We start from the raw sequence: 20,377 nt of genomic DNA on the forward strand, positions 1-20,377 counted from the left end.
AACTTCTATCCCAGCATGGCTCGGGAGGGTGGCAATCTGCGGCTCTGGTATCACAAGCCGACAGTCTCCGACCGAAAGTCGCTAGCCCGGATATCTCACACAGTTGAAGTGCATCGGGGCTCCGAATCAAGGAAAATGCTTCTGCGACAAAGACTTACCTTGAGCAGAGGTATTCCCCGATGCAAACAGAGTGTACACCGGAACGGTTTGATTTTGCACCTGTTGAAAGGCGCGCCGTCGTGGTCGGTTTTGACGGTGGAACGATCACTTCCGATGCCGGCGCGCTTCTGCTGGGGCTGACGGACCGGGCGATCGGGCTGGTCGGCCGCTTTGCCCGCTGCTTCGTGGATGCCCGCCGTCCGGCACTGATCGAGCATGAGGTGAAGACGCTGGTCGGTCAGCGCGTCTTCGCGCTGGCGCTTGGCTATGAAGACCTGAACGACCATGACGAATTGCGCCATGATCCGGTGCTGGCGGTGCTGGCCGGCAAGCTCAAGGCGCGCCGTCACAAGAAATGCGCGGCCGTTGCCGGCAAGTCGACGCTCAACCGGCTGGAGCTGAGCCGGTCGCAGCCTTCGCGCTATCACAAGATCAGCCACGATCCGGCGGCGATCGAGGCGCTGTTCGTCGAGCTGTTCATGGGTTCGCACGCCGCCCCGCCCGAAGAGATCGTGCTGGATCTGGATGCCACGGACGATCCCCTGCACGGCAACCAGGAGGGGCGGTTCTTCCACGGCTACTGTGCGCCGCGACGGCGCGGGAGGTGAACATGATTTAGAACTCATCTCCCAAACTTGCTGATCTTTGACCGGCGGCTGCAATGCCGCCCCCTTGCTGGGAGAACAGCAGGCGGAAGGGGGCCGAGAAGCTCGACCGGGTGCTGCCGGTGGGGTGTCATCAGCAGATCGGCCTTAACTGAACCGGGTACGGACCATCAACTGTACGCCGGGCTACCACAGTGTTCATGGTGAGGTAACGAAGTGGGTGCTTGAAGCCCGTGTATCATGGAAGACTGCCTCTCAGGCCGTGATGGCGGCGGAGGTCAAGCGATCCGAGGCGGTGGGCTAGTAGCTCTCCACTGCCGGGCGCGCATAGCGTGCTCAAGATGGGACGCCTTCTCCTTGGCCCATCTCCCGCATCGCCACGAGTATAGCCCACCACCTAACGACACGAAGGTTGAAGATCGGAACGCGGGAACTCGGACCGTCCGCCCAGCACGGAACTGGGCTAGCCGCAGCGGCCGGAGAAGGACGACACCGAGGGCGGAGCTTCCGTAGTAGTCCGGGCGTGGGAAAGCCACGCACACGGCGAAGGGAAGCAGGAAGACGATAGACACGCGAGACGGAGGAACGATCTGGGACACGGATCGTCAAGCCGACGATGCTTGGATACTCGGCGTTCAACGCAAACTCTATCAGTGGAGTCAGGCATATCCCGACGATGCTTGGCGGGACATGTGGGGATGGCTTACCGACACCCGCATGCTTCGTCACGCATGGCGGCATGTCGCCTCGAACCGAGGTGCACGCGCCGCTGGAATCGATGGGGTGACTGCGGATAGCATCCGGAAGAAGGGCAAGGAGCAACGCTTCCTCGAACGGCTACAGGCCGAACTGCGCTCCGGCGCGTATCGGCCCAGTCCGTCGCGGCGCAAGCTCATCCCCAAGGCCGGTAAACCGGGGCAATTCCGACCTCTGGGCATTCCGACAGTCAAGGACCGCGTCATACAGTGTGCGGTCAAAACGCTTCTGGAGCCAATCTTCGAGGCGCAGTTCTGGCATGTTCGCCTTGGAGCATATCCGGCGTGCCCTCTTGCCGCAAAAGATCGGCAAGGACGGTCGCCGGGAGGGCATGCCGTACAACTGGGTCATCGAAGGGGACATCAAGGGCTGCTTCGACAACATCAACCATCATCACCTGATGAACCGGCTGCGCGCACGTGTCGCCGACCGGCGGGTGACGCGGTTGGTGGGGCAGTTCCTCAAAGCCGGCGTTCTGGCGGAAGATCAGTTCCTCCGTACGGACAACGGAACCCCTCAAGGCGGGATTGTCTCACCGTTGCTCGCCAACATCGCACTCAGTGCGATCGAGGAGCGCTATGAAAGGTGGACATATCAACGCGCCAAGGCCCGGCCCGATAACCCTGAACTCGGGGTGATCGCGGCACGCAAAGCGCGAAGCCGGGACCGTGACGCTGGTCGCTGCGTGTTCCTGCCGATCCGCTATGCGGACGACTTCGTGGTTCTGGTCTCCGGTACGCAGAAGGATGCCATCGCGGAAAAAGCCGCGCTGGCCGAGTATCTGCGGGCGACCACGGGCCTCGAATTGTCACCCGAAAAGACAAGGGTCACGGCCATGACGGATGGATTCGAGTTCCTCGGATTCCATGTCGCCATGCGATGGGACAAGCGCTACGGCTACGGCCCGCGCGTAGAAATCCCCAAAGCGAAAGCCGTCGATCTGCGTCGCAAGGTCAAGCAACTCACCAAGCGCAACTCGGTGATAGTCAGTCTTGGCACAAAGCTCCGGGAACTCAATCCCATCCTGCGCGGATGGGCGAATTACTACCGCTACTGCGCCTATGCGGGCCGGGCGTTCACCAGTCTCGACTGGTACGTCCGGGATCGTATGTGGCGTTGGCTGCGGATGAAACGCCCGAAGGCGGGACTGCGCGACATGCGGGATGCGTTTTTGCCCAGTCGCGTGCGCCCGACATGGCGGGTCTGGCGGGAAGGTTCGGTCGAGCAGTATCTGCTCGCGTGGACCCCGGTCTGCCGATACCGCCTCGCATGGATGGGAAAGCCTGATTTTGCCATGTCTTCTGGAGAGCCGGATGCGTAACGAAAGGCGCACGTCCGGTTCGGGGAGGGGCGACGAGAAACCGGCCGCTGAAAGGCGGTTTGGCGCTCGTCGCCTACTCTACATGGCAACTACTGCTACCTGCCGCTCTACATCTTCTGCGGCGATCACCTTTTGTGCGCCAAGCTGCGGCCCGCCAACATCGACGCGGCCGCCGGCGCGGTCCAGGAGATCGAGCGCATCGTGCGCCAGCTGCGTGAGCGTTGGCCCAAGGTCCGCATCGTGCTGCGCGCCGATTCCGGCTTCGCCCGCCAGGAGCTGATGGCCTGGTGCGAGGCCAACGCCGTCGACTACCTGTTGGGTCTGGCCCGCAATGTTCGGCTGGTCCGCCACATCGCGGCTGAACTGGAAGCGGCCAAGGCAGAAAGTGCCCTCACCAGCCGGCCCGCCCGCCGCTTCAAGGACTTCATATGGACCACGCGCAAGAGCTGGAGCTGCCGGCGCCGGGTCGTGGCCAAGGCCGAGTGGACGCAAGGGGAGGCCAACCCGCGCTTCGTCGTCACCTCCCTCGACGCCGAGGCTTGGCCGGCGCAATGCCTCTACGAGGACCTCTACTGCGCCCGCGGCGAGATGGAGAACCGCATCAAGGAATGCCAGCTCGACCTGTTCGCCGACCGCACCTCTGCCGCCACCCTGCGCGCCAACCAGCTCAGGCTCTGGTTCGCCCCGATGGCCTATGTGCTGATCTGCGCGTTGCGCCGCATCGGCCTGGTGGACACACGGCTCGCCAGGGCAAGCTGCGCCACCATCCGTCTCAAGCTGTTCAAGATTGGCGCCCTGGTCAGCGTCTCGGTACGCCGCATCAAGCTGGCCATGAACTCCGCCTGTCCCTTCCAGCGCGAATGGGCCCTGACCTATGCCCGGCTCTTGGCAGCCGCCGCCTGAGCGGCCCCATCCACCCTTCCCGTCAACAGCAAGGAAACAGCGCCGAACCACACCAACCGCTCCAAGCGGCGGACATCCCTTGCCCGCAGCTCAAGCGCCCGCAAAATCGCTGCCGCCAGCCTCGCGCCGAAAGACCGTGTGAGATATCCGGGCTAGGTGTGGAGACCACAGGATATCCCTACTCGGCAGCCTATCTTGAAGACGTTCCTTGTCGGGAATTCCAGCTCAACGCCGGGGACATGGCCCTGATCGATGGCGGTTTCGTTCATGGAGTCACCGGTCAATCAGGCAACGGAAAGCGTCGCCTGGTGCTGAACAGCTTCTTCGGATTCGCCCGGCCGGATCTAGTTCTCTGGTGGACCTGACGTTGGATGTCACGGCGACCGATCGACCTCCGCTGACAGTGAAGGTGTCACATCCGCCGCAATGGGGCCCCTTTCAGTCACGGCCCTCGGGCTGATCCGAACCGACATTATCATGAAGCTCTTGGCGCTCCAGGTGCTACCGGTCTCAGACAGGATCGCCAATTATCTGTCCGCATCCTTGTCAAGCAGGGTAAAGACGGTACGCCGGTGACAGAAATTTGTGACAGGGCAGAAGAACGCGATCCCGAACACCTGTGAGTCTAACCGACGGCAAGTCGACCTATTCGGGCACTGCCTCCGCGGCTTCAAGACAGTCGACTTGTAATAATGCCGTTCTTCGTTAAACAGATCAACTGTTGACTTAGGTTTGTCGGTGCTTTGCGCGAAATTTTAGAATCGAATTTTACAATTCAATAATTCCGAGTTTTAGCGCTTTTATAGCCGCGGTTGTTCTGCTGGTCGCATCCATTTTTCGCATTACGTTTTTTATGTGGAAGTTAACAGTATTTATAGATATTCCTACAATCTTACCTATTTCCCACGACGATTTCCCTTTCGCCGTCCATAGGATGCACTCTTTTTCTCTTGGAGAAAGATTAGGTGTCTCCTCGATGCCGCTTAAATTAGGGAACTTACCGACTCTCAGATGGAAATGTAACGCCGCGAGCTGCAAGTAGGTGATTGCTCTATTTTGGAGTTCACCGTCCCAGGCTTGAGCAAAGTTCATGATCGCAAAGCGGCCGTCGGGACCGTGCAATGGAACGCTAATGCCCGATCTTAAGCCGAACGTCGCCGCCTCGTCGAAAACGCGCCGTTCGTCTTCAGTCGTGCTTTCGTCGTTGTATACCTCGCTCCACCGAAAGGCTTCTGCTCGCCTCCGACTCCTATTGATGGTGGGGTCTATCCTGTCATAACCCATTTCGAAATAGCGCTCCTGCCATTCATGAGGATAATTCAGCATGACCGCCGGATCGCCTCGGACCGGCTTTAAGCCTTTTTGGTCTGGTGCAAGAGAGCCATACGCGATCCATGGACAATCAAAATTCAGGGCAAAATCAGATAACAGGTCGAACAAATGCTCGGATTTTGCAACACCATCGGTTTGGTCGAGAAATCGGCCAAACTCGAGCGCAAACGCCTCCCTGGCAGCCTCAGGGAAATGCATCGCCGGGACCAAAGAAAACTGGCCGGACACTCTGGTTGAGAGACCTCGAAGTTGAGAGACAGCAGTCATCCGCGGGCGTTCCATGGTCTCTGCTCCGTAGCCATTTGCGCTGGGTGTTGTCACTGGTGCACCAAAGCTGCCGGCTGTAAGGCTAGAGCTTCGCGCGCCGTCCTCAGCAGGCCAGCATCGTCAAAGCTCTAACACCCAATGCAATCGGCGTAGTTATTTTAATTTTGAAGTTATGTTATGCTAGCGTTACACGAGCGCAACATAGCTAAACAGAGTCAATATTGTGATATGCTTTCATCCTCCATCCGAGGATGATACGGTCTCCAGATGGAGGTCATTGATGAATCGCGACTATTTCTGGCTGACGGACGCGCAATTTGCGAAGCTGAAGCCGCACCTGCCCACCGACACGCGCGGCCAACCGCGGGTGGACGACCGCCGCGTCATCAGCGGCATCATCCATGTCAAGAGCGGCGGTCGTTGGGTCGATGCGCCAGCAGCGTATGGCCCGAGAAAGACACTCTACAACCGCTTCCAGCGCTGGGCGGCCAAGGACGTATGGAGCGATATCTTCCATGCACTTGCCGGCGCGGATGGACCGCCGGCCCAGCTTCTCATCGATTCCTCGGCCGTGCGGGCGCATCGTTGCGCGGCCGGGGGTAAAGGGGGGAGCACAATCAGGCCATCGGCCGATCACGCGGCGGACGCACCACCAAGATCCACGCTCTGACCGACGGCTTGTGGCAGCCCGTCGCCTTTATGCTCACCGGCGGCCAGGTCGCGGACTGCAGGCGGGCGAGGTACTTCTCGGACAGATGCCAGAAACCGGTCTCGTCAATGCCGACAAGGGCTACGATAGCAACACCATCCGCCGCCAGATCAGTGAACGGGCAGCTTCGCCAACATCCCGCCCAAGGCCAATCGCATCTGGAAAACTGCTGCTCACCCTTCCTCTACCGCGACCGGAACGCAATCGAGCGCATGTTCTGCCGCCTCAAGGATTTCCGCCGGATCGCAACGAGATACGACCGCCTCGAAACCAATTTCCTCGCCACAGTCTGCATCGCCGCGACCGTCAGCTTCTGGTTATGAGTCCGGACCCTAAGGCCGCCGTCGCGTAGCGACGGGCTTCTTCTGCATGGACTTCATAGCGATCCGTTCGTGGTAAACGCCATCAGAGATGGAGTCTATCCGACGATAGAGCAGTCGAAAGCTGCACTGCCTGAGTTCATCAATCATTGGCAGCACCATCGTTTCGGCTTATGGATGGTGTTCGTCAAAGATGAAAGCCAAGCCAGAAAATTCGCTGGTTATTGTGGGTTGATGTGCAGCGACCTGTGTCAGCCAGAAGATCCGAATAACGTGGAAATCGTAACCTGTTCCACCTTACGGCCTCCGGGAAGGGATCACGGTCGAGGCTGGAAGAGCAATAGTACAATTTGCTTTCGACTATTTAAAGCTTGATAAAGTGACTGGATTCATTCGTCAAAATAACAAGCGTTCGCTTATAAAGAATCTGAAGGTCACCGCCCCTCTGGTGGCCGCAACAACGCCAAATCATCATTGATGAAGTACTTCATGTTTGCTCCCTTTCCAAGCTGGATTGCCGGAAGGCGCTACAAACTATCTCTACATGTTATCGCATAAACCCTTGGAATCGTGGGCAGAACTCTAGTTACCGACATTGTCGGGCGGGGAGATAGTGCCGGAAGACGTGCGGCGATATGGACTTCTCGGCTAAGGCCGGTCTGATGGTCACGGCTTGGGCGGTGCAACCGCTCCAACTGAAGATCGTTTGCCTTGACGTCGGTAGCATCGGCGATCTCGGCGTGCGTTTCCGACCAAACGACGCTGTTCTGCAGCTGCTGAACTCCATCTGAATTTTATGTGGCGGAGGCAAGGCGGACTTGGCTGGCCCTCACGGGCGCCTGGGCGGCTCCGCCGCGCCTGAAGCGGCTTCTTGCCGACGCCATGCTCGACAACGCCGCGCTGAAGGATCTCGTGGGAAATGGTGACGCCCGCAGCCAATCGGAAAGCTGTCGCTCGCCTGAAGGAAGCCTTCGGATGAGCGAACGGCGGGCGTGTAAAGCCATGGGCTGTGCCGCATGACGGTTCGCTACGAGACCAGCAGGCCCGACGACCGCGAGCTTCGCGCACGGATGAAGGCGATCGCGCAGGAGCGTCGCCGGTTCGGATGCCGGCGTCTGCTCGTGATGCTGAGGCGCGAGGGACGCGTTGTGAGGCACAAGAAGCTCTTTCGGCTCTATGGCGAGGAGAAGCCGACCGTTCGCCGCCGTGGCGGGCGCAAGCGGGCGATCGGAACCAGGGCGCCGATGCTGGTGCCGCTGCGTCCCGACGAGCGGTGGTCGCTCGACTTCGTCTCCGACCAACTCACCGACGGGCGCCGCTTGCGCATCCTCACCGTCGTCGACGACTGCACGCGGGAATGCATGGCTCTGGTGGCCGACACGTCGCTCTCGGGCGCACGAATTGCGCGCGAGCTGGATCGGCTCACCGCTGTCTCTAAGGCCTTACTCCGTTCCATTCCGTAGGTGCTATGGCAGCGAGTTCACCTCGAGCGCCATCCTGGCATGGGCCAACCAGGTCCATGTCGAATGGCACTACTTCGCGCCTGGCAAGCCGATGCAGAATGCCTTCATCGAGAGCTTCAACGGCCGCCTCCACGACGAACTGTTGAACGAGACGCTGTTCACCTCGCGCAGATCCGCGCGTCCCTGGCCCTGGGCACGCCGACTACAACAGCGCGCGGCCTCATTCGTAGATCGTGGCAGACGCCGAACGAGTTTGCACAGACCTTCAATCCGGGACAGTCGCTCGCGCTGCGCAATGCGAAACGCTCCACGCCAGCGCCCGTCACTTCCACCGCCCATCAGGGCAAATTGCGGACTTCATCCACAAGCCGCCGGCAACGGGCAGGCCTCATAGCTTCGGCGGACGTATCCTGAAGCATGGCCTTGTCAAGCGTCAGATCGGCGACGATCTTCTTCAGCCGGTTGTTCTCGTCTTCGAGCTGGCGCATGCGCTTGACCTCCGACGGCGTCAGACTGCCATAGCGCTTCTTCCAGTTGTAGAACGTGGCACAGAAATGCCGGCCTGCGGCACACCTCCGCTACGGGCGTTCCTTCCTGCCGCAGAATGAAGGCGATCTGAGTCTCCGAAACTTCGACGTCTTCACGGAATCCTCCTTCTCCCGAAACCGGGATATAAGTGGAAATTCCAACTCAGAACGGCCCGAAATCAGGAAGCACGTCAATGCCCGTGAGCTCAAAATCCGGCATTCCGACGGTGTCGAGAAAGCCTTTTTGAATTCCTCCGGGGGGTGAGATAGTCGAGTGCTGAATGCAGCCTAGCGGAAACCCTGTCCGGCTTGCGAGATGTGTAGCCTCGCAGCCACTGGCGGCGGCGCAGCAGAAGATTGGGGTCAATGCCGAGCTCGCGTGAATGACGTGGGGTGAGTTTGGAGCAGACTACACTTGAAGCTTGTGAACCTTAAAGCGTAGCAGAAAGCAAATCGGAGAGGACCTCCCCGACATCGTTCGGAAGCTCGAGATCAGGGGCTGACATGGTTACGATCGGAGCATATTCGGCACCGACGTTCCCGGCCTGATTCACTGTGCGTCGGAGATCGTCAACATACGTCTCTGTCATCTTCGTATCTCGTATTCGCACCCAATGTTCGGTGATACCACCTCTTACCTGACGTCACCGCGCTGGTGCGGCCAGGTAAGAGCCTCGGGTTGTTCTTATTCGCTGACGTGCTCCCCTGAATATCCCCGTTTATAAGTTAGCCCTGTTCATGTTGTGATCCTTGACGGATCGGGTTGCATATTCAAGCGGGGTGAGCCCATAGAGGCTCGTGTGTGGGCGATTCACATTGTAGTCGATCCTCCATTCTTCGATGCTGTTGCGGGCGTGCCGATAGCTGGTGAAGAGCCGTTCGTTGAGGCACTCATCGCGTAGCCGACCATTGAAGCTTTCCCCGAAGCCATTCTGCATCGGCTTGCCCGGTGCGATGTAGTGCCATTCGACATGCCGATCCTCCTGCCAAGCCAAAATGGCGTTTGAGGTCAGCTCGGTGCCGTTATCCGACACGATCATGCAGGGGTAGCCGCGATGCTCGGCGATGATGTCGAGTTCGCGGGCGACACGCTCACCCGAGCGAGTTGTCGACGACCGTGGCCAGACACTCCCGGCTGAAGTCGTCGATGACGCATAGTATCCGGAAGCGGCGACCATCGGTCAGCGTGTCGGAGACGAAGTCGAGGCTCCAGCGCTGGTTGGCGTCCTGCGGTAACCGCCATCGGCGCCCTGGTGCCCAAGGCCCGCTTGCGACCACCGCGCTTGCGCACCGTCAGCCGCTCCTCGCGATAAAGGCGATAGAGCTTCTTCCAGTTCACCGCCACGCCTTCGCGCTTCAGGAGAAGGTGCAGCCGACGGTAGCCGAAGCGCCGGCGTTCGGCGGCCAGATCCCGCAGCCGCTTGCGCAAACCGGCATCATCCGTTCGGGACGGACGGTAGCGGTAGACCCGCGGCTCCATGCCGACGAGCCCGCAGGCGCGACGCTGCGAATAGCCCATGTGCTCGATCGCCCAAGTCACGGCAGCCCTCCTCGACCCGGGCGTCAGAAGTTTTTTCCGAGCATCTCGCGCAAGGTCGAGACGTCGAGCATGGCATCGGCCAGCAGACGCTTCAGCTTGCCGTTCTCCTCCTCAAGGCTCTTCAGCCGCTTCGCCTCCGACATCCATGCCGCCATACTTCGAGCGCCACTTATAGAAGGTCGCGTCGCTCACACCGTATTCGCGGCACAGTTCCGTCGCCGAGAGCCCAGCCCGGTGTTCCTTCAAAATGCCGATGATCTGTTCGTCAGAAAATCTCGATCGCTTCATTGCCTGTCTCCTCATCCGAGGAACAGGCTAACCTCAAACCGAGGACATTTCAGGGGAGCACGTCATCGCCAAGAGGCGGAAATGGTGTGATCGACCAATCGATTAAGTCGACGGCACGCTGAAGTATCGCCTCGGTCTGAGCAAGGCTGGGTGAAACGGCCACGATACGTCCAAGGCAGTCTCTATAATTGCCTTTCCTGACGATCGGCGCCTTAGATTCAACAAACAATTTGGCCTCGACGACACCTGGTACAGCAGCAGCCTGACTGTCGCCGCCGATCCAATCGAGGGTGCCATCGCGATCAGGAATCACGAATCGCGCAGCCGCAGTCTGCGAATGCCTTCTGCGCAAATCCCATTCCTCGCCGATAACAAGTTTGATGTGCTCGGTGATGAGGTCAATACCGTAAGCCAGTTGGACCAGTTGAGGATCGGGCGCGCCAGACAGACGCGGATTGACTTCAATGACGACTGGGCCACGCTTCGTCCAATGGAGTTCAATGGCCGTTGGCCCCCAGCCAAGACCAAGAGCTCGCAAACAGCTCAGCGAAACATCGGCGATATGTTTATGCTCGTCATCCCGCAGCGGCGCCGGAAAGGTTGACCCACGAAAGACGAAATGTGGCGGGGGGTCGAAGTCAGCGGCTGCGATCGCAACAACCTCATTTCCCATTATCACGACGGTATAAGAGGGGCCTTCTGCGAATTCTTCGATCAGTATCCTCGGCGAAGATCGCCAAATGTGCTTCCCGCCCAACAGATAGGTCGTGTGTTCGGATATCTCATCGGCGTTGCGGCACAATCGGACGCCGCTGCTGCCATTGCCTACGGCTGGCTTGAGAATCACCGGCAGGCCGATCTCCGCAGCAGAGCTTTCTACTTCTGTTGCATTCGCGGCCAAGCGATAAGCAGGTACTAGAACGCCGGCCTCCGCAAGGAGCTCGCGTTGAGTGAATTTATCGCAGCATCGTTCAATGGATACGGGGTTCGGTCCCGGTAGACGGAAGTGCCGGCAGAGCTTGCCAACTGTCGCAGAGACCGACTCATCGTAGAACGCAAAGCCAGTAATGCCACCAATGTCATACGTGGCACGCAGCCGGGAACATTCGCCGATCAGCGCATCGAGATTGTCTGTATCGACACGGATTGCCTCAATTCCTTCCGCCGCAAGATAGTCGTAGCGAGCTGGATCACCTGACAGGGTAATTGGAGTGAGGCCAAGGCGTCGGGCCGCCTGGACGTATAGCACACCATTACCCATTGGATGGCCCTCAAGCAGGATGAGTGCTCTTTTTGTCATTGGCTGTTACTCCCGACGTTGCGTACTGTGTCCCGACCCGGCAGCAGCTTTCTTTATCGGTGCCAGACGTCAGATGTTGCGCTGACGGATACCATTGTCTGCGCTTTGCAATCGCAAAAGTTCTGTAAATTTATCTGAAGGTTCTGTTGCAAAGCAAGAATGAAGGTTGGCAAATCTTGTCAGGCAGCGAGGAAAACTGGCGATGTCATGCCAAAGAATTGGAGGTGCCAATTATCGCCCGACGGCTTATTGAGTGGCTGCCTGAAGCGCAAACTTGTGGAAGGGTGATCATCGTTCCAGTGCTCAATCCACTGGCTGTGCAGGCATGGACCTGTAACACGCCGATCGACGGATTGAATCTCAATCGGGTATTTCCGGGCCGCGCCGTCGGGTCCGTAACCGAACGCATGGCGGATGCGGTTTCACGCCTTTTGTTGCCAATGGCGGACACCGTGTTCGATCTGCACAGCTTCGGACCAACGTTGGATATTCCGCCGGCGGCTACGACGCATCCCATTGCTGATGCCGATCTCATGGCCAAGACGATCAGAATGGCAGGCACAATCAAATTCCCTATGCCATTGGTGTGGGAATACCAGGATGCGCCTAGAATGTTCGATATCTCGGCCCAATTGGCCGCCCAGCGCTGGAAGCGGTTGTAAAGTGTCTTTCTCGGCCCATCCGCTGCTGGCGCATCGACCCAACGACCGCCGCTCTTGATGACATGGATGATGCCGCTGATGACGCGGCGGGTCCACCCGCGGTTGGCCGCGCGTGTCGGTGGGCAGGTGCGGCTTCAGCTTCGCAAATTGCGCGTCAGCACAGGCCATCTTGTTGTCCCGGGAGGCGCGGATCGAGAAGCTCTTTCGATTCCGGTCTTCAGCCTCAACAAAGGGGCTGGACCGCACTCCTTATTACCGGTGGTTGTCACGGCAACGAACTGGAAGGACCAATTGTCGCCCGACGGCTTATCGAATGGCTGCCCGATGCGCATATTGTGGAAGGGTCATCATCGTCCCCGACCTGAATCCACCCGCCCCTTCAAGCTTGGAGCAGCAATACGCCGATCGACGGGTTGAATCTCAATCGAGTTTTTCCGGGTCGCGCCGACGGCTGTGTTACGCAACGAATCGCTGATTCGGTTTCCCGCGTATTGTTGCCTATGGCCGACATAGGGTTCGATCTCCACAGCTTCGGACCGATGTGGGCTTTCCCACCGGCGCTGCTCGTGGTCGGCTCGCGAGAGGCACATCGCCGTTTTACGGGTTGCGGCTGCGAGCGGCCTGAGACGGCGCTCGCTAAGGAATGGCTGAGTCGTCAGAGCACGCCTGCACGGGCAACCTCGGCCCGAAAGCCCCGACCTGTCCCCGCCCTCACAGGATTCTGTCGCTGTAATCTTCCAACGCCGGGATTTGAGCATCACTATGTGCGATAATCGGCAAGCGGCTGCAGGTGGATGAGCCCCGGCTGGACCTGCTCTGAGCAATTACTGAGGGAGTTATTTATGAAAGTAATCAAAGGTCCACAGGTCTTCCCGCGTTCGGAATACATGCGTAGGCTCAGCGCGGTGAAGGCGAAGATGGTTGAGGGGGATATCCTCGCCGTCGTCATCACAGACAACGCGCATATCACTTACCTCACGGGGTCTGTCGCCCACTCTTATGACACTCGAGGTGTCGTCGTCCTGGCTTCGCGGGATGAGCCGATTTTCATCCTGCGTTGGATGGACGTTGCCGCGGCCGTGCAGGAGACCTTCCTGGAACGCGACAGCATCATCGGCTACTCGGAGGAGTTGATGGGCGATGCCGACAGGAACGGTTACGACGCGGTGATCGATGTCCTGCTGGACCACGGCCTCGGGCAGGGCGGCATTGGATTCGAGTTTTGCAACCTGGCAGTGGATTCGGCGGAGAAGTTTAAGCGCCGCTTGCCGCAGGCGCGCATCATCGACTTCTCGAATGAGGTTACCCGCATCCGCACACGCAAGTCCGACCTCGAAATTGCCGTCCTGCGCGAAGCCGCGGCGATTTCAGACGCGGGTGTGCTTAGGGCCGCGGAGGTTATGCGCCCCGGCATGAGGGAAGCAGATGCCATCGCCGAAATTGTCGGGGCACTCGCCCGCGGAGCAAACGGCAAACCAGGAACTTGGATCGCCACACCTTTTTTCTGCGCAACGTCCCGGATTGGAAATCCCCATACCACATGGAGCGAAGACAGCCTCCGGAAAGGTTCACAGGTCAATCTCGAGATTGCCGGCGTACGGCATGACTACCACGTTCCGATCTGCCGTACCTTTGTCCTAGGCAAACCGTCTGACCGCTTGCAGCGCATCCACGAAGCGCAACTTGCTGGCCTCGAGGCGGGGCTGAACGCAATCTATGCCGGCGCCGTCAGCGGCGAAGTGGCCAAAGTGATTCACAGCACAACCGAAAAGCACGGATTCAAGAAACGGTCGCGCGCCGGATATTCCATAGGTATCAACTGGATGGAAAAGACGACCAGCCTCAAGCTGGGGGATAAGACAGTTCTCGAGCCGAACATGACGTTCCACTTGCATCTCGGTTCCTGGGTTGAGGAAGACTTCGGCTATGTCCTTAGCGAGAGCATTCGCGTCACCGAATCCGGCGTCGAGGTTCTGACAAAGGCGCCGCGGCAACTTTTCATGTTGAGCTGAGCCCGCCAACGGCATCCCTCCCAGCATCCGGCCGCTGCGCCACGATGCCCCGGCAGACCGAGCAGGCGGACGACGCGAACGCCCCTCCGGGTGCGCGTCGGCCAATGCGACATTCCATCGTTGGAAGTTTCCATAGGACCCATGACGCACTCGCCCGTGCGCGATCGCCGACTGCTGGCGACTCAAACTTCCAGCTCTTCAGGGACGTCGCGTGGCGGGCCAGGACAGATTGCCAAGTTGTGTGCGTCAAGTTCTGCAAAAGCGGGGTGGCAGTAGCTGTGACTTCGGCGTGTCCGCCGCGCAGCTCCCGTGTTTAGCGGAGCGGCGGACACACCGCGGTGCTCAGGCGGCCAATGCCCTCAGGCTCTCCTTCTTGTGCTCGCGCAGATGATCCATGTTGAGGTAGCGGGTCGCCTCGAGCCAGTTCTCATGGATCTCCACCGCCAGCGCCCGAACCAGCCGCAGACAGCTCTGCGGGTTGGGGAAGATGCGAACGACCAGGGTGCGCCGCTTGATCTCCTGGTTCAGCCGCTCCAGCATGTTCGTCGACTTCATGTGCTTATGGTGGGCAAGCGGCAGCCGATAGAAGCTCAGCGTTTCCTCGATGTTGTCCTCCACCCAGTTGACCAGCTTCGGGTATTTGGCCTGCCATTTGGCGATCCACTGCGCCAGGTCGCGCTTGACCTCTGCAAGGTCGCGCCGGTCGTAGAACCATCTGAGCTCCATCAGGCAATCGTCGTCGACCTTGCGCGGCACGTAGTCGAGCGCGTTTCTGAGGAAGTGCACGTAACAGCGCTGCCAGACCGCCTCGGGCAGCACTTCCCGGATTGCCGCCCTGAGCCCCGGATGGTCGTCGGAGACGACGAATTCGACGTCGGCGAGCCCGCGCTGCTTGAGCCCCGTCACGAACTCGCGCCAGCTCGAATGGCTCTGCCGCAGGAAAGCCTCGCGGTGGCGGTCAAGAGCGGGGCGATGAAGCCGGCCGATACGCGCCGGATGATCGTGGACACGACCGTGCAGCCGAAGAACGTGATGTTCCCGACCTACGCCAAGCTCATTCATCGGGCGCGCGAGCGGCTGGCGCGGCTGGCCAAGCAGGTGGGTGTGGATTTGCGCCAGACCTGTATGCGGGTTGGCAAGATGGCGCTGGTCAAGCACCAGCGTTTCATCGGGGTCGATCTGGCAAAGAACGCCTTTCAGCTGCACGGGGCGGCAGCTGATGGATCGGTTGTGTTCCGCAAGAAGCAGTCGCGCCTGCAGTTTTGCAGGTTCATGGCGGGTCATCCGACATGTATCGTGGCGATGGAGGCGTGCGGCAGTTCCCACTACTGGTCTCGCGAGATGGCCCGGCTCGGCCATCAGCCGAAACTGATTGCCCCTGGCTATGTCAAGGCGTTCATCAAGTGGCAGAAGAACGACGCAGCGGATGCGGAGGCGATCGTCGAGGCGGCGCAGCGGCCAACGATGCGCTTCGTCGAGACCAAGAGCGAGGAGCAGCAGTCCCGGGCGATTGTGTTTCGCACCCGCGAACAGCGGGTCAATCAGCGCACCGAGTTGGTCAACGCCTTGCGCGCGCACCTTTACGAGTTCGGCCATGTTGCTCCGCAAGGAATCGGCCACCTGAGGCGTCTGGCAGAGGTCATTGAGGACGAGAACACGGAACTGCCGGATCTGGTCCGCGAGATCTGCGGCGATCTGTTGGATCAGATCGACCAGCAGACTGGCCGGCTCGACGCACTGAAGAAGACGATCGACGTGCTGTCCAGGAAAGGTGAAACATCGCAACGCTTGCAGACCATGCCCGGTGTCGGCCCGATCGCCGCCCTTGCCATCGAAACCTTTGCGCCGCCGATGGAGACGTTCAAGTGCGGGCGCGACTTTGCCGCCTGGCTCGGGCTGGTCCCGCTGCAGAAGTCGACCGGCGGCAATCAACGACTAGGCAAGACCTCGAAGATGGGTCAGTGCGACATTCGACGTCTGCTCATCGTCGGCGCCATGGCCGTGGTGCAACTGGCATCCCGCAAGCGTGTACCAGAGGGTTCCTGGCTTGCCCGCATGATAGCGAAGAAGCCGCGCATGCTGGTGGCGATCGCGCTGGCCAACAAGATGGCGCGCGGCATCTGGGCTATGCTGACGAAACAGGAGGACTACCGGATCCGGCGATGGTGCGGGCATGATCATTCAGCAGCACACCTGAAGCCGGTTCGTCGGGATGTGAGGAAGGCAAGAACCGCATGGGCGAATGATCGATCAGATCGGGGTCAGGAAAACCAGTGTTTGAACGAGAGCCTCATGAGCTCGCCAAGCAGATTTGGACCTGATCCGCGCATCACCATACCAGCCCGCGGCATGCGAATGGTCGCACCCGAGAGGCCTGACACAAGTCCGCACTCGATCACGCGTTCAAAGGTTAAAATCTTCCTTGCAAAACGGCTTGCATCCACACAAATTCAAGCGGGCCACAAGGCGCTGCGCAAGCGCAAGATCTATCTCGGCCGGACCATTCGTGCCATCTCCCGCCAGATCGCAGCGACGCGGCGTTGGAGGCCATCTTCAAATGGCCGCTCTGCCGGGCATCGGCGATGCTGGAGCAGCGGCCACGCCAGCGCGGCCGCAAGCGCAAGATCAGGAGCCGGCATGCGCCGGAGGTCGAGTGCATCGGAAAACCCTGCACGATGCTGGGCTCGATGGTGCGGCGCGGTACGAACCGCTTCTTGTCGGCCAGGCGCTCGGTGGCCAAAGCGAAGTTCTCTTCGCTGACGATTGCCGGGACTGGCACTCCAATCCATTCCTCGCGCGGCCGCTCGTGCGCACTGGTCTTTTCGCCATGACCTGCCCGACCCGACAGTCGGACGGGCTTCGTTACCTTTTGCCGTGGCCCGACCTTTGTTTTGTTGACAGAGGCGGTGCCCTTATACGCGGGATTGCGCAACATGCCCCACTCGACGCCGTGGCGGGCGAACTCTTCGGTCAAGAGAACCTGATAGGCATACTTCCGGCTCAGCCGATCCGGCGAATGGACGAGGACGGTATGGATCTGGCCTTCGGCCACAAGATCCCGCAGCCGCTCCAGGCCCGGCCGCAGCAGACTGGCACGTCGACCAGCGCCGCCGTCTGACTGCCGATCGTGTTGTCCTCCTTCTGTTGGTCGGAGGACACCCGGGGATAGATCGCGGCGATCTTCATCGCTCCCCTCCCTTTTAGGCGCGGTCCAACACCGACGACACGGACCCGCTCCGGCACCAATCCCATAAACCTGCTCCAGCTTGACGGCGCAGAGACGGTCAAACTTATAGGTGTAGCTCGGCGGTGACGAAGCCGCTCGCGAGCGCGCCCTCGACAGCGCAGAAGCGAGTGAGCGCCATAGCGGCGGTCATCGATGTTCCCCGGTAAGGTCGGGTTGCTGACACGAAGGTGATTCGAAGGCACCACCGATGACCGACCACATGATGAACCTGCGCACGCTCGTGGAGAAGATCCCCGACGCCGATACCTTGCGCGAGATGATCGGCTTTGCCACCGAGCGTCTGATGGAGCTGGAGGTTGGGGCCGCCACGGGGCCGGCCATGGCGCGCATCGAGACGTTCCGCCATCCGCGATCGCTCGATCGCTACATGGTCCGCAGCGGGTTCTTCTCTTGGCTCAGCGACGACGACGCCATTGGTGGGCCCAGTGATCAAGGATGTAGTGCAGGAAGATTGGCGAGAAGCGGATTGCTTACCGCCCGCGCGCAGGCTCAGCGTTCCCGATGAATGCGTGATTGAGGACGAAGACTTCAGCGGTGCTCGAGGCGGATGCGCCCAAGAGCTTCTCCCAACTCCACTCCTGGCGCGTGCCGGACCAACTGGCAAACCCAGTCCCCGCGCCTCGAACACACCGTCGAGCCCAAATCCTAATAGCCTTGCCCGCCATCCCGCGGTTCAGTTCAATCGGGCTTCAATGTAGTCGCGACCATCGCGCCTGACCAATGCGACACGCCCGGGCTACCAGCTCCTGATGAAGTGAACGTGGGTCGACCTTATGCTGGACCTGCCCTGGCTGCACGATGAGGCGCCAATCTCTAATGTGCCGACAGGGCCGTCCCTGATTAGGCTTTGCAGGTGTTGGCACGTTTTCCCGCTCTGCCATAACGACATAGTCGAGATGCCCAGCCTGAAGCGCCAAAACTCATGTTCGCGCGGCTGGGACAAATAGTCGGAAATCCGACAAAGTTGCGACTTAGCAAACAGCAGAATCGGATGCGAGAAGCAGAGGTATTGGACTGAAACCGTTTTTTCGGTCGGCACAGCTCTTGCTCTTTGAACTGCGACGTCGACCCAGGAACGGAGCCGTTCGATGTTCGCACCGACGATTACGCTTGAGAGTAGGCCACTTGCTCGCGATGGCACGGGCTCATGCAGGAGACATTATCGGCCCGCTGGAATCTCCTCTACTAAGCGGCCGGAGTGCGCGATCAGTTCTATGGCTGCTCCGTTGGCGACCGTGGGCGCAAGTTCGCAAGCGATCGACATCGTTTCGAAGCTCCTGTGCTTGCACGGGACACGCTTCGCAGGTCGGCTGACATCAGATGTATTCAGCAGTTGGCAATACAAATTTGATTAATAGGGTGAAGTACAGTCAAGTAGATTAATGCACCAACGTTAGGAAAATTGAATATGTCTGATGAGTTCACTTATGGCGAGATTTACGCCCCGATCTATGAAGAATACACCGCCATACAAGGCAAAGTTGCTGAAGTAGATGAGACTGTCGCCTTTTTTGAGCGATATTGCAGCGGGGGCAGCGCTCTCGAGCTGGGGATAGGCGACGGGCGCGTGGCAGTGCCGTTGAGCGAGCGCGGCGTCAAGGTCGAAGGTATCGACAATTCCTGCAGCATGTTGAAACTTCTCGCCAAGCGCACCGATCTAATCAAGGCTTGGCAAGGAGATATTGCCAATTTCAGATCTGAGCAACGCTACGACGTGGTGTATTGCGTTTATAGCACGTTCACGCTGCTCTTCACGCGCGAAGCGCAAATAGCTTGTCTCCGATCTGCCGCGGAGGCACTAGATGATAAGGGGATTTTGGTGATAGAATTGGGTGTACCAACCTTGGATGCTTTCGCCCGCGGCCAGAAAACTACAGGGGTGCGGCTAGTGGATCATGAGAATACGATCCTCGATGTGGCTGTCCACGATCCATTGAACCAGAGCTTGGTTTCAACCCTCCTCTGGTTTTCTGGTACATCGGTCAGACGGTTACCGCAACGCATTCGTTACGTTTATCATCAAGAACTCGATACCATGGCCGAATGCGTGGGGCTTGAGCTAGCGGAGCGGTGGGGCGATTGGGCGAGAGGCGCGTTCATCGAAGGATCCAAGCGTCATATCTCGGTCTACCGCCGAAGCAGTCGGTAGTCCGCGATACTCCGCGGAAAAAATCATTATACCAAGGGTCATGAAGCTCGACTGACGTGAGCCCACTCTCGCATTCCGTTTGATGTGATTGTTTCGGGTTGGCGATGAGCTTCTGTCAAGCCTCGCAGACGGTGTCGATGATGGCGTCGTGATCGTCCAAGACGCGGTTCGAGAGCCAATTGGCGCGCAGATATTGCCAGACATTCTCGACTGGGTTGAGGTCCGGGGCTCGCGACGGCAGCAGCAGCGATGTTTTTCGGCACCTTCAGCTTGGCTGTCGTGTGCCAGCCTGCCCGGCCGAGTAGCAGCACGGCGTGCGTGCCGCGCGCCACATAGCGGCTGATCTCTTCGAGGTGAAGCTGCATGGCCGCGGTGTCGGCAAACACTACCCAGCCGGGACATACGGATGGAGAGAGGTTTGGCATTGGTTTTTGACTACATTGTCGTCGGCGGCGGTTCCTCTGGATGCGTCATGGCGAGCAGGCTTTCCGCCAATGGAAATCGCGTGCTCCTCATCGAGGCAGGTCCCGATACCCCTCCGAACGCTATCCCTGACGACATCCTCGATGGCAGTCCCACGCGTGCTTATCTCAATCCTGATTATCAATGGCCGTCACTCGAGGTGACCACGGTGCGGGATGGCCGCAAGCCCACTCATTACGAGCAGGCCCGGGTCATCGGCGGCGGCTCCAGTATTAATGGCCAAGTGGCCAACCGCGGTGCCCCCGAAGACTACGATGAGTGGGCCTCAAGCGGTGCAACGGGCTGGGGTTGGGAGGAGGTTCTACCCTACTTCCGTCGCCTCGAATGCGATTTG

13 protein-coding genes and 9 pseudogenes are annotated in these 20,377 nt (G+C 59.4%); 13 read left to right on the forward strand and 9 right to left on the reverse strand.

Translation table 11 applies throughout. The annotated features are described in order from the left end of the window. Positions 1-179: 179 nt before the first annotated feature. From NKH02_RS31550 to NKH02_RS31560, 3 genes and pseudogenes are all read left to right on the forward strand, one after another. Positions 180-740: pseudogene (locus NKH02_RS31550) on the forward strand (transposase); the annotation flags it as partial. 1,039 nt (positions 741-1,779) lie between these two features. Next, the gene (locus tag NKH02_RS31555) at positions 1,780-2,841 is read left to right on the forward strand and encodes a reverse transcriptase domain-containing protein (protein WP_352883594.1); all 1,062 of its coding nucleotides are present in this window, start codon (positions 1,780-1,782) and stop codon (positions 2,839-2,841) included. Positions 2,842-2,922: 81 nt separating this feature from the next. Continuing rightward, positions 2,923-3,744: pseudogene (locus NKH02_RS31560) on the forward strand (IS1380 family transposase); the annotation flags it as partial. 768 nt (positions 3,745-4,512) lie between these two features. Here the strand turns inward: NKH02_RS31560 and NKH02_RS31565 are convergent. After that, positions 4,513-5,358: a LuxR family transcriptional regulator gene (locus NKH02_RS31565; protein WP_352883596.1), complete on the reverse strand. Its 846-nt coding sequence runs from the start codon at positions 5,356-5,358 to the stop codon at positions 4,513-4,515. A 265-nt stretch (positions 5,359-5,623) separates the two neighbouring features. On the opposite strand from NKH02_RS31565, the gene NKH02_RS31570 reads away from it, so the two are divergent. The 3 genes and pseudogenes from NKH02_RS31570 to NKH02_RS31580 all read left to right on the forward strand — a co-directional run. Beyond that, the gene (locus NKH02_RS31570; RefSeq protein ID WP_352883598.1) at positions 5,624-6,013 is read left to right on the forward strand and encodes a transposase; all 390 of its coding nucleotides are present in this window, start codon (positions 5,624-5,626) and stop codon (positions 6,011-6,013) included. A gap of 8 nt (positions 6,014-6,021) precedes the next feature. After that, on the forward strand, positions 6,022-6,375 hold the full coding sequence (locus NKH02_RS31575) for a transposase (protein WP_352883600.1): 354 nt from the start codon (positions 6,022-6,024) through the stop codon (positions 6,373-6,375). An 852-nt stretch (positions 6,376-7,227) separates the two neighbouring features. Then, positions 7,228-8,249 (forward strand): annotated as a pseudogene (locus NKH02_RS31580) (IS3 family transposase); the annotation flags it as partial. Here NKH02_RS31580 and NKH02_RS31585 read toward each other — a convergent pair. The 3 genes and pseudogenes from NKH02_RS31585 to NKH02_RS31595 all read right to left on the reverse strand — a co-directional run. Continuing rightward, positions 8,186-8,507: pseudogene (locus NKH02_RS31585) on the reverse strand (transposase); the annotation flags it as partial. The pseudogenes NKH02_RS31580 and NKH02_RS31585 sit on opposite strands and share 64 nt — an antisense overlap. A 574-nt stretch (positions 8,508-9,081) precedes the next feature. Further along, positions 9,082-10,190, reverse strand: a pseudogene (locus NKH02_RS31590) (IS3 family transposase). A 49-nt stretch (positions 10,191-10,239) separates the two neighbouring features. Further along, positions 10,240-11,490, reverse strand: coding sequence for an ATP-grasp domain-containing protein (locus NKH02_RS31595; RefSeq protein ID WP_352883603.1), 1,251 nt, complete (start codon positions 11,488-11,490; stop codon positions 10,240-10,242). A gap of 224 nt (positions 11,491-11,714) precedes the next feature. Between NKH02_RS31595 and NKH02_RS31600 the strand changes: the two genes are divergently transcribed. Further along, positions 11,715-12,152: a M14 family metallopeptidase gene (locus NKH02_RS31600; protein ID WP_502913882.1), complete on the forward strand. Its 438-nt coding sequence runs from the start codon at positions 11,715-11,717 to the stop codon at positions 12,150-12,152. Here NKH02_RS31600 and NKH02_RS31605 read toward each other — a convergent pair. Continuing rightward, positions 12,122-12,320 (reverse strand): annotated as a pseudogene (locus NKH02_RS31605) (transposase); the annotation flags it as partial. The gene NKH02_RS31600 and the pseudogene NKH02_RS31605 sit on opposite strands and share 31 nt — an antisense overlap. A 245-nt stretch (positions 12,321-12,565) precedes the next feature. Here NKH02_RS31605 and NKH02_RS31610 point away from each other — a divergent pair. Both NKH02_RS31610 and NKH02_RS31615 read left to right on the forward strand, forming a co-directional pair. Further along, entirely contained in the window at positions 12,566-12,925 is a 360-nt protein-coding gene (locus NKH02_RS31610; RefSeq protein ID WP_352883605.1) for a M14 family metallopeptidase, read from the forward strand. Positions 12,926-12,994: 69 nt separating this feature from the next. Continuing rightward, a complete protein-coding gene (locus NKH02_RS31615) occupies positions 12,995-14,164 on the forward strand; it encodes a M24 family metallopeptidase (protein WP_352883607.1) in 1,170 nt (389 codons plus the stop codon). Positions 14,165-14,506: 342 nt separating this feature from the next. On the opposite strand, the pseudogene NKH02_RS31620 reads toward NKH02_RS31615, so the two are convergent. Beyond that, positions 14,507-15,100, reverse strand: a pseudogene (locus tag NKH02_RS31620) (IS256 family transposase); the annotation flags it as partial. Between the two features lie 204 nt (positions 15,101-15,304). Between NKH02_RS31620 and NKH02_RS31625 the strand changes: the two are divergent. After that, positions 15,305-16,318, forward strand: a pseudogene (locus NKH02_RS31625) (IS110 family RNA-guided transposase); the annotation flags it as partial. A gap of 256 nt (positions 16,319-16,574) precedes the next feature. On the opposite strand, the gene NKH02_RS34615 reads toward NKH02_RS31625, so the two are convergent. After that, positions 16,575-17,216: a recombinase family protein gene (locus tag NKH02_RS34615; protein ID WP_502913881.1), complete on the reverse strand. Its 642-nt coding sequence runs from the start codon at positions 17,214-17,216 to the stop codon at positions 16,575-16,577. After that, positions 17,165-17,350, reverse strand: a complete 186-nt coding sequence (locus NKH02_RS31640) for a hypothetical protein (RefSeq protein WP_352883610.1) — start codon at positions 17,348-17,350, stop codon at positions 17,165-17,167. Before NKH02_RS31640 ends, NKH02_RS34615 begins: the two co-directional genes overlap by 52 nt. 248 nt (positions 17,351-17,598) lie before the next feature. Between NKH02_RS31640 and NKH02_RS31645 the strand changes: the two are divergent. Both NKH02_RS31645 and NKH02_RS31650 read left to right on the forward strand, forming a co-directional pair. Then, positions 17,599-17,724 (forward strand): annotated as a pseudogene (locus NKH02_RS31645) (IS256 family transposase); the annotation flags it as partial. 1,095 nt (positions 17,725-18,819) lie between these two features. Continuing rightward, positions 18,820-19,560, forward strand: coding sequence for a class I SAM-dependent methyltransferase (locus tag NKH02_RS31650; protein WP_352883612.1), 741 nt, complete (start codon positions 18,820-18,822; stop codon positions 19,558-19,560). 115 nt (positions 19,561-19,675) lie between these two features. Here the strand turns inward: NKH02_RS31650 and NKH02_RS34620 are convergent, their stop codons facing one another. Continuing rightward, entirely contained in the window at positions 19,676-19,807 is a 132-nt protein-coding gene (locus NKH02_RS34620) for a transposase (RefSeq protein ID WP_502913883.1), read from the reverse strand. A 177-nt stretch (positions 19,808-19,984) separates the two neighbouring features. On the opposite strand from NKH02_RS34620, the gene NKH02_RS31660 reads away from it, so the two are divergent. Then, positions 19,985-20,377 (forward strand): GMC family oxidoreductase N-terminal domain-containing protein (locus NKH02_RS31660; protein ID WP_502913884.1); only part of this gene is annotated, 393 nt, incomplete at its 3' end.

Source organism: Mesorhizobium sp. M1396, assembly GCF_040317725.1.
In the GTDB taxonomy this organism is placed as follows: domain Bacteria; phylum Pseudomonadota; class Alphaproteobacteria; order Rhizobiales; family Rhizobiaceae; genus Mesorhizobium.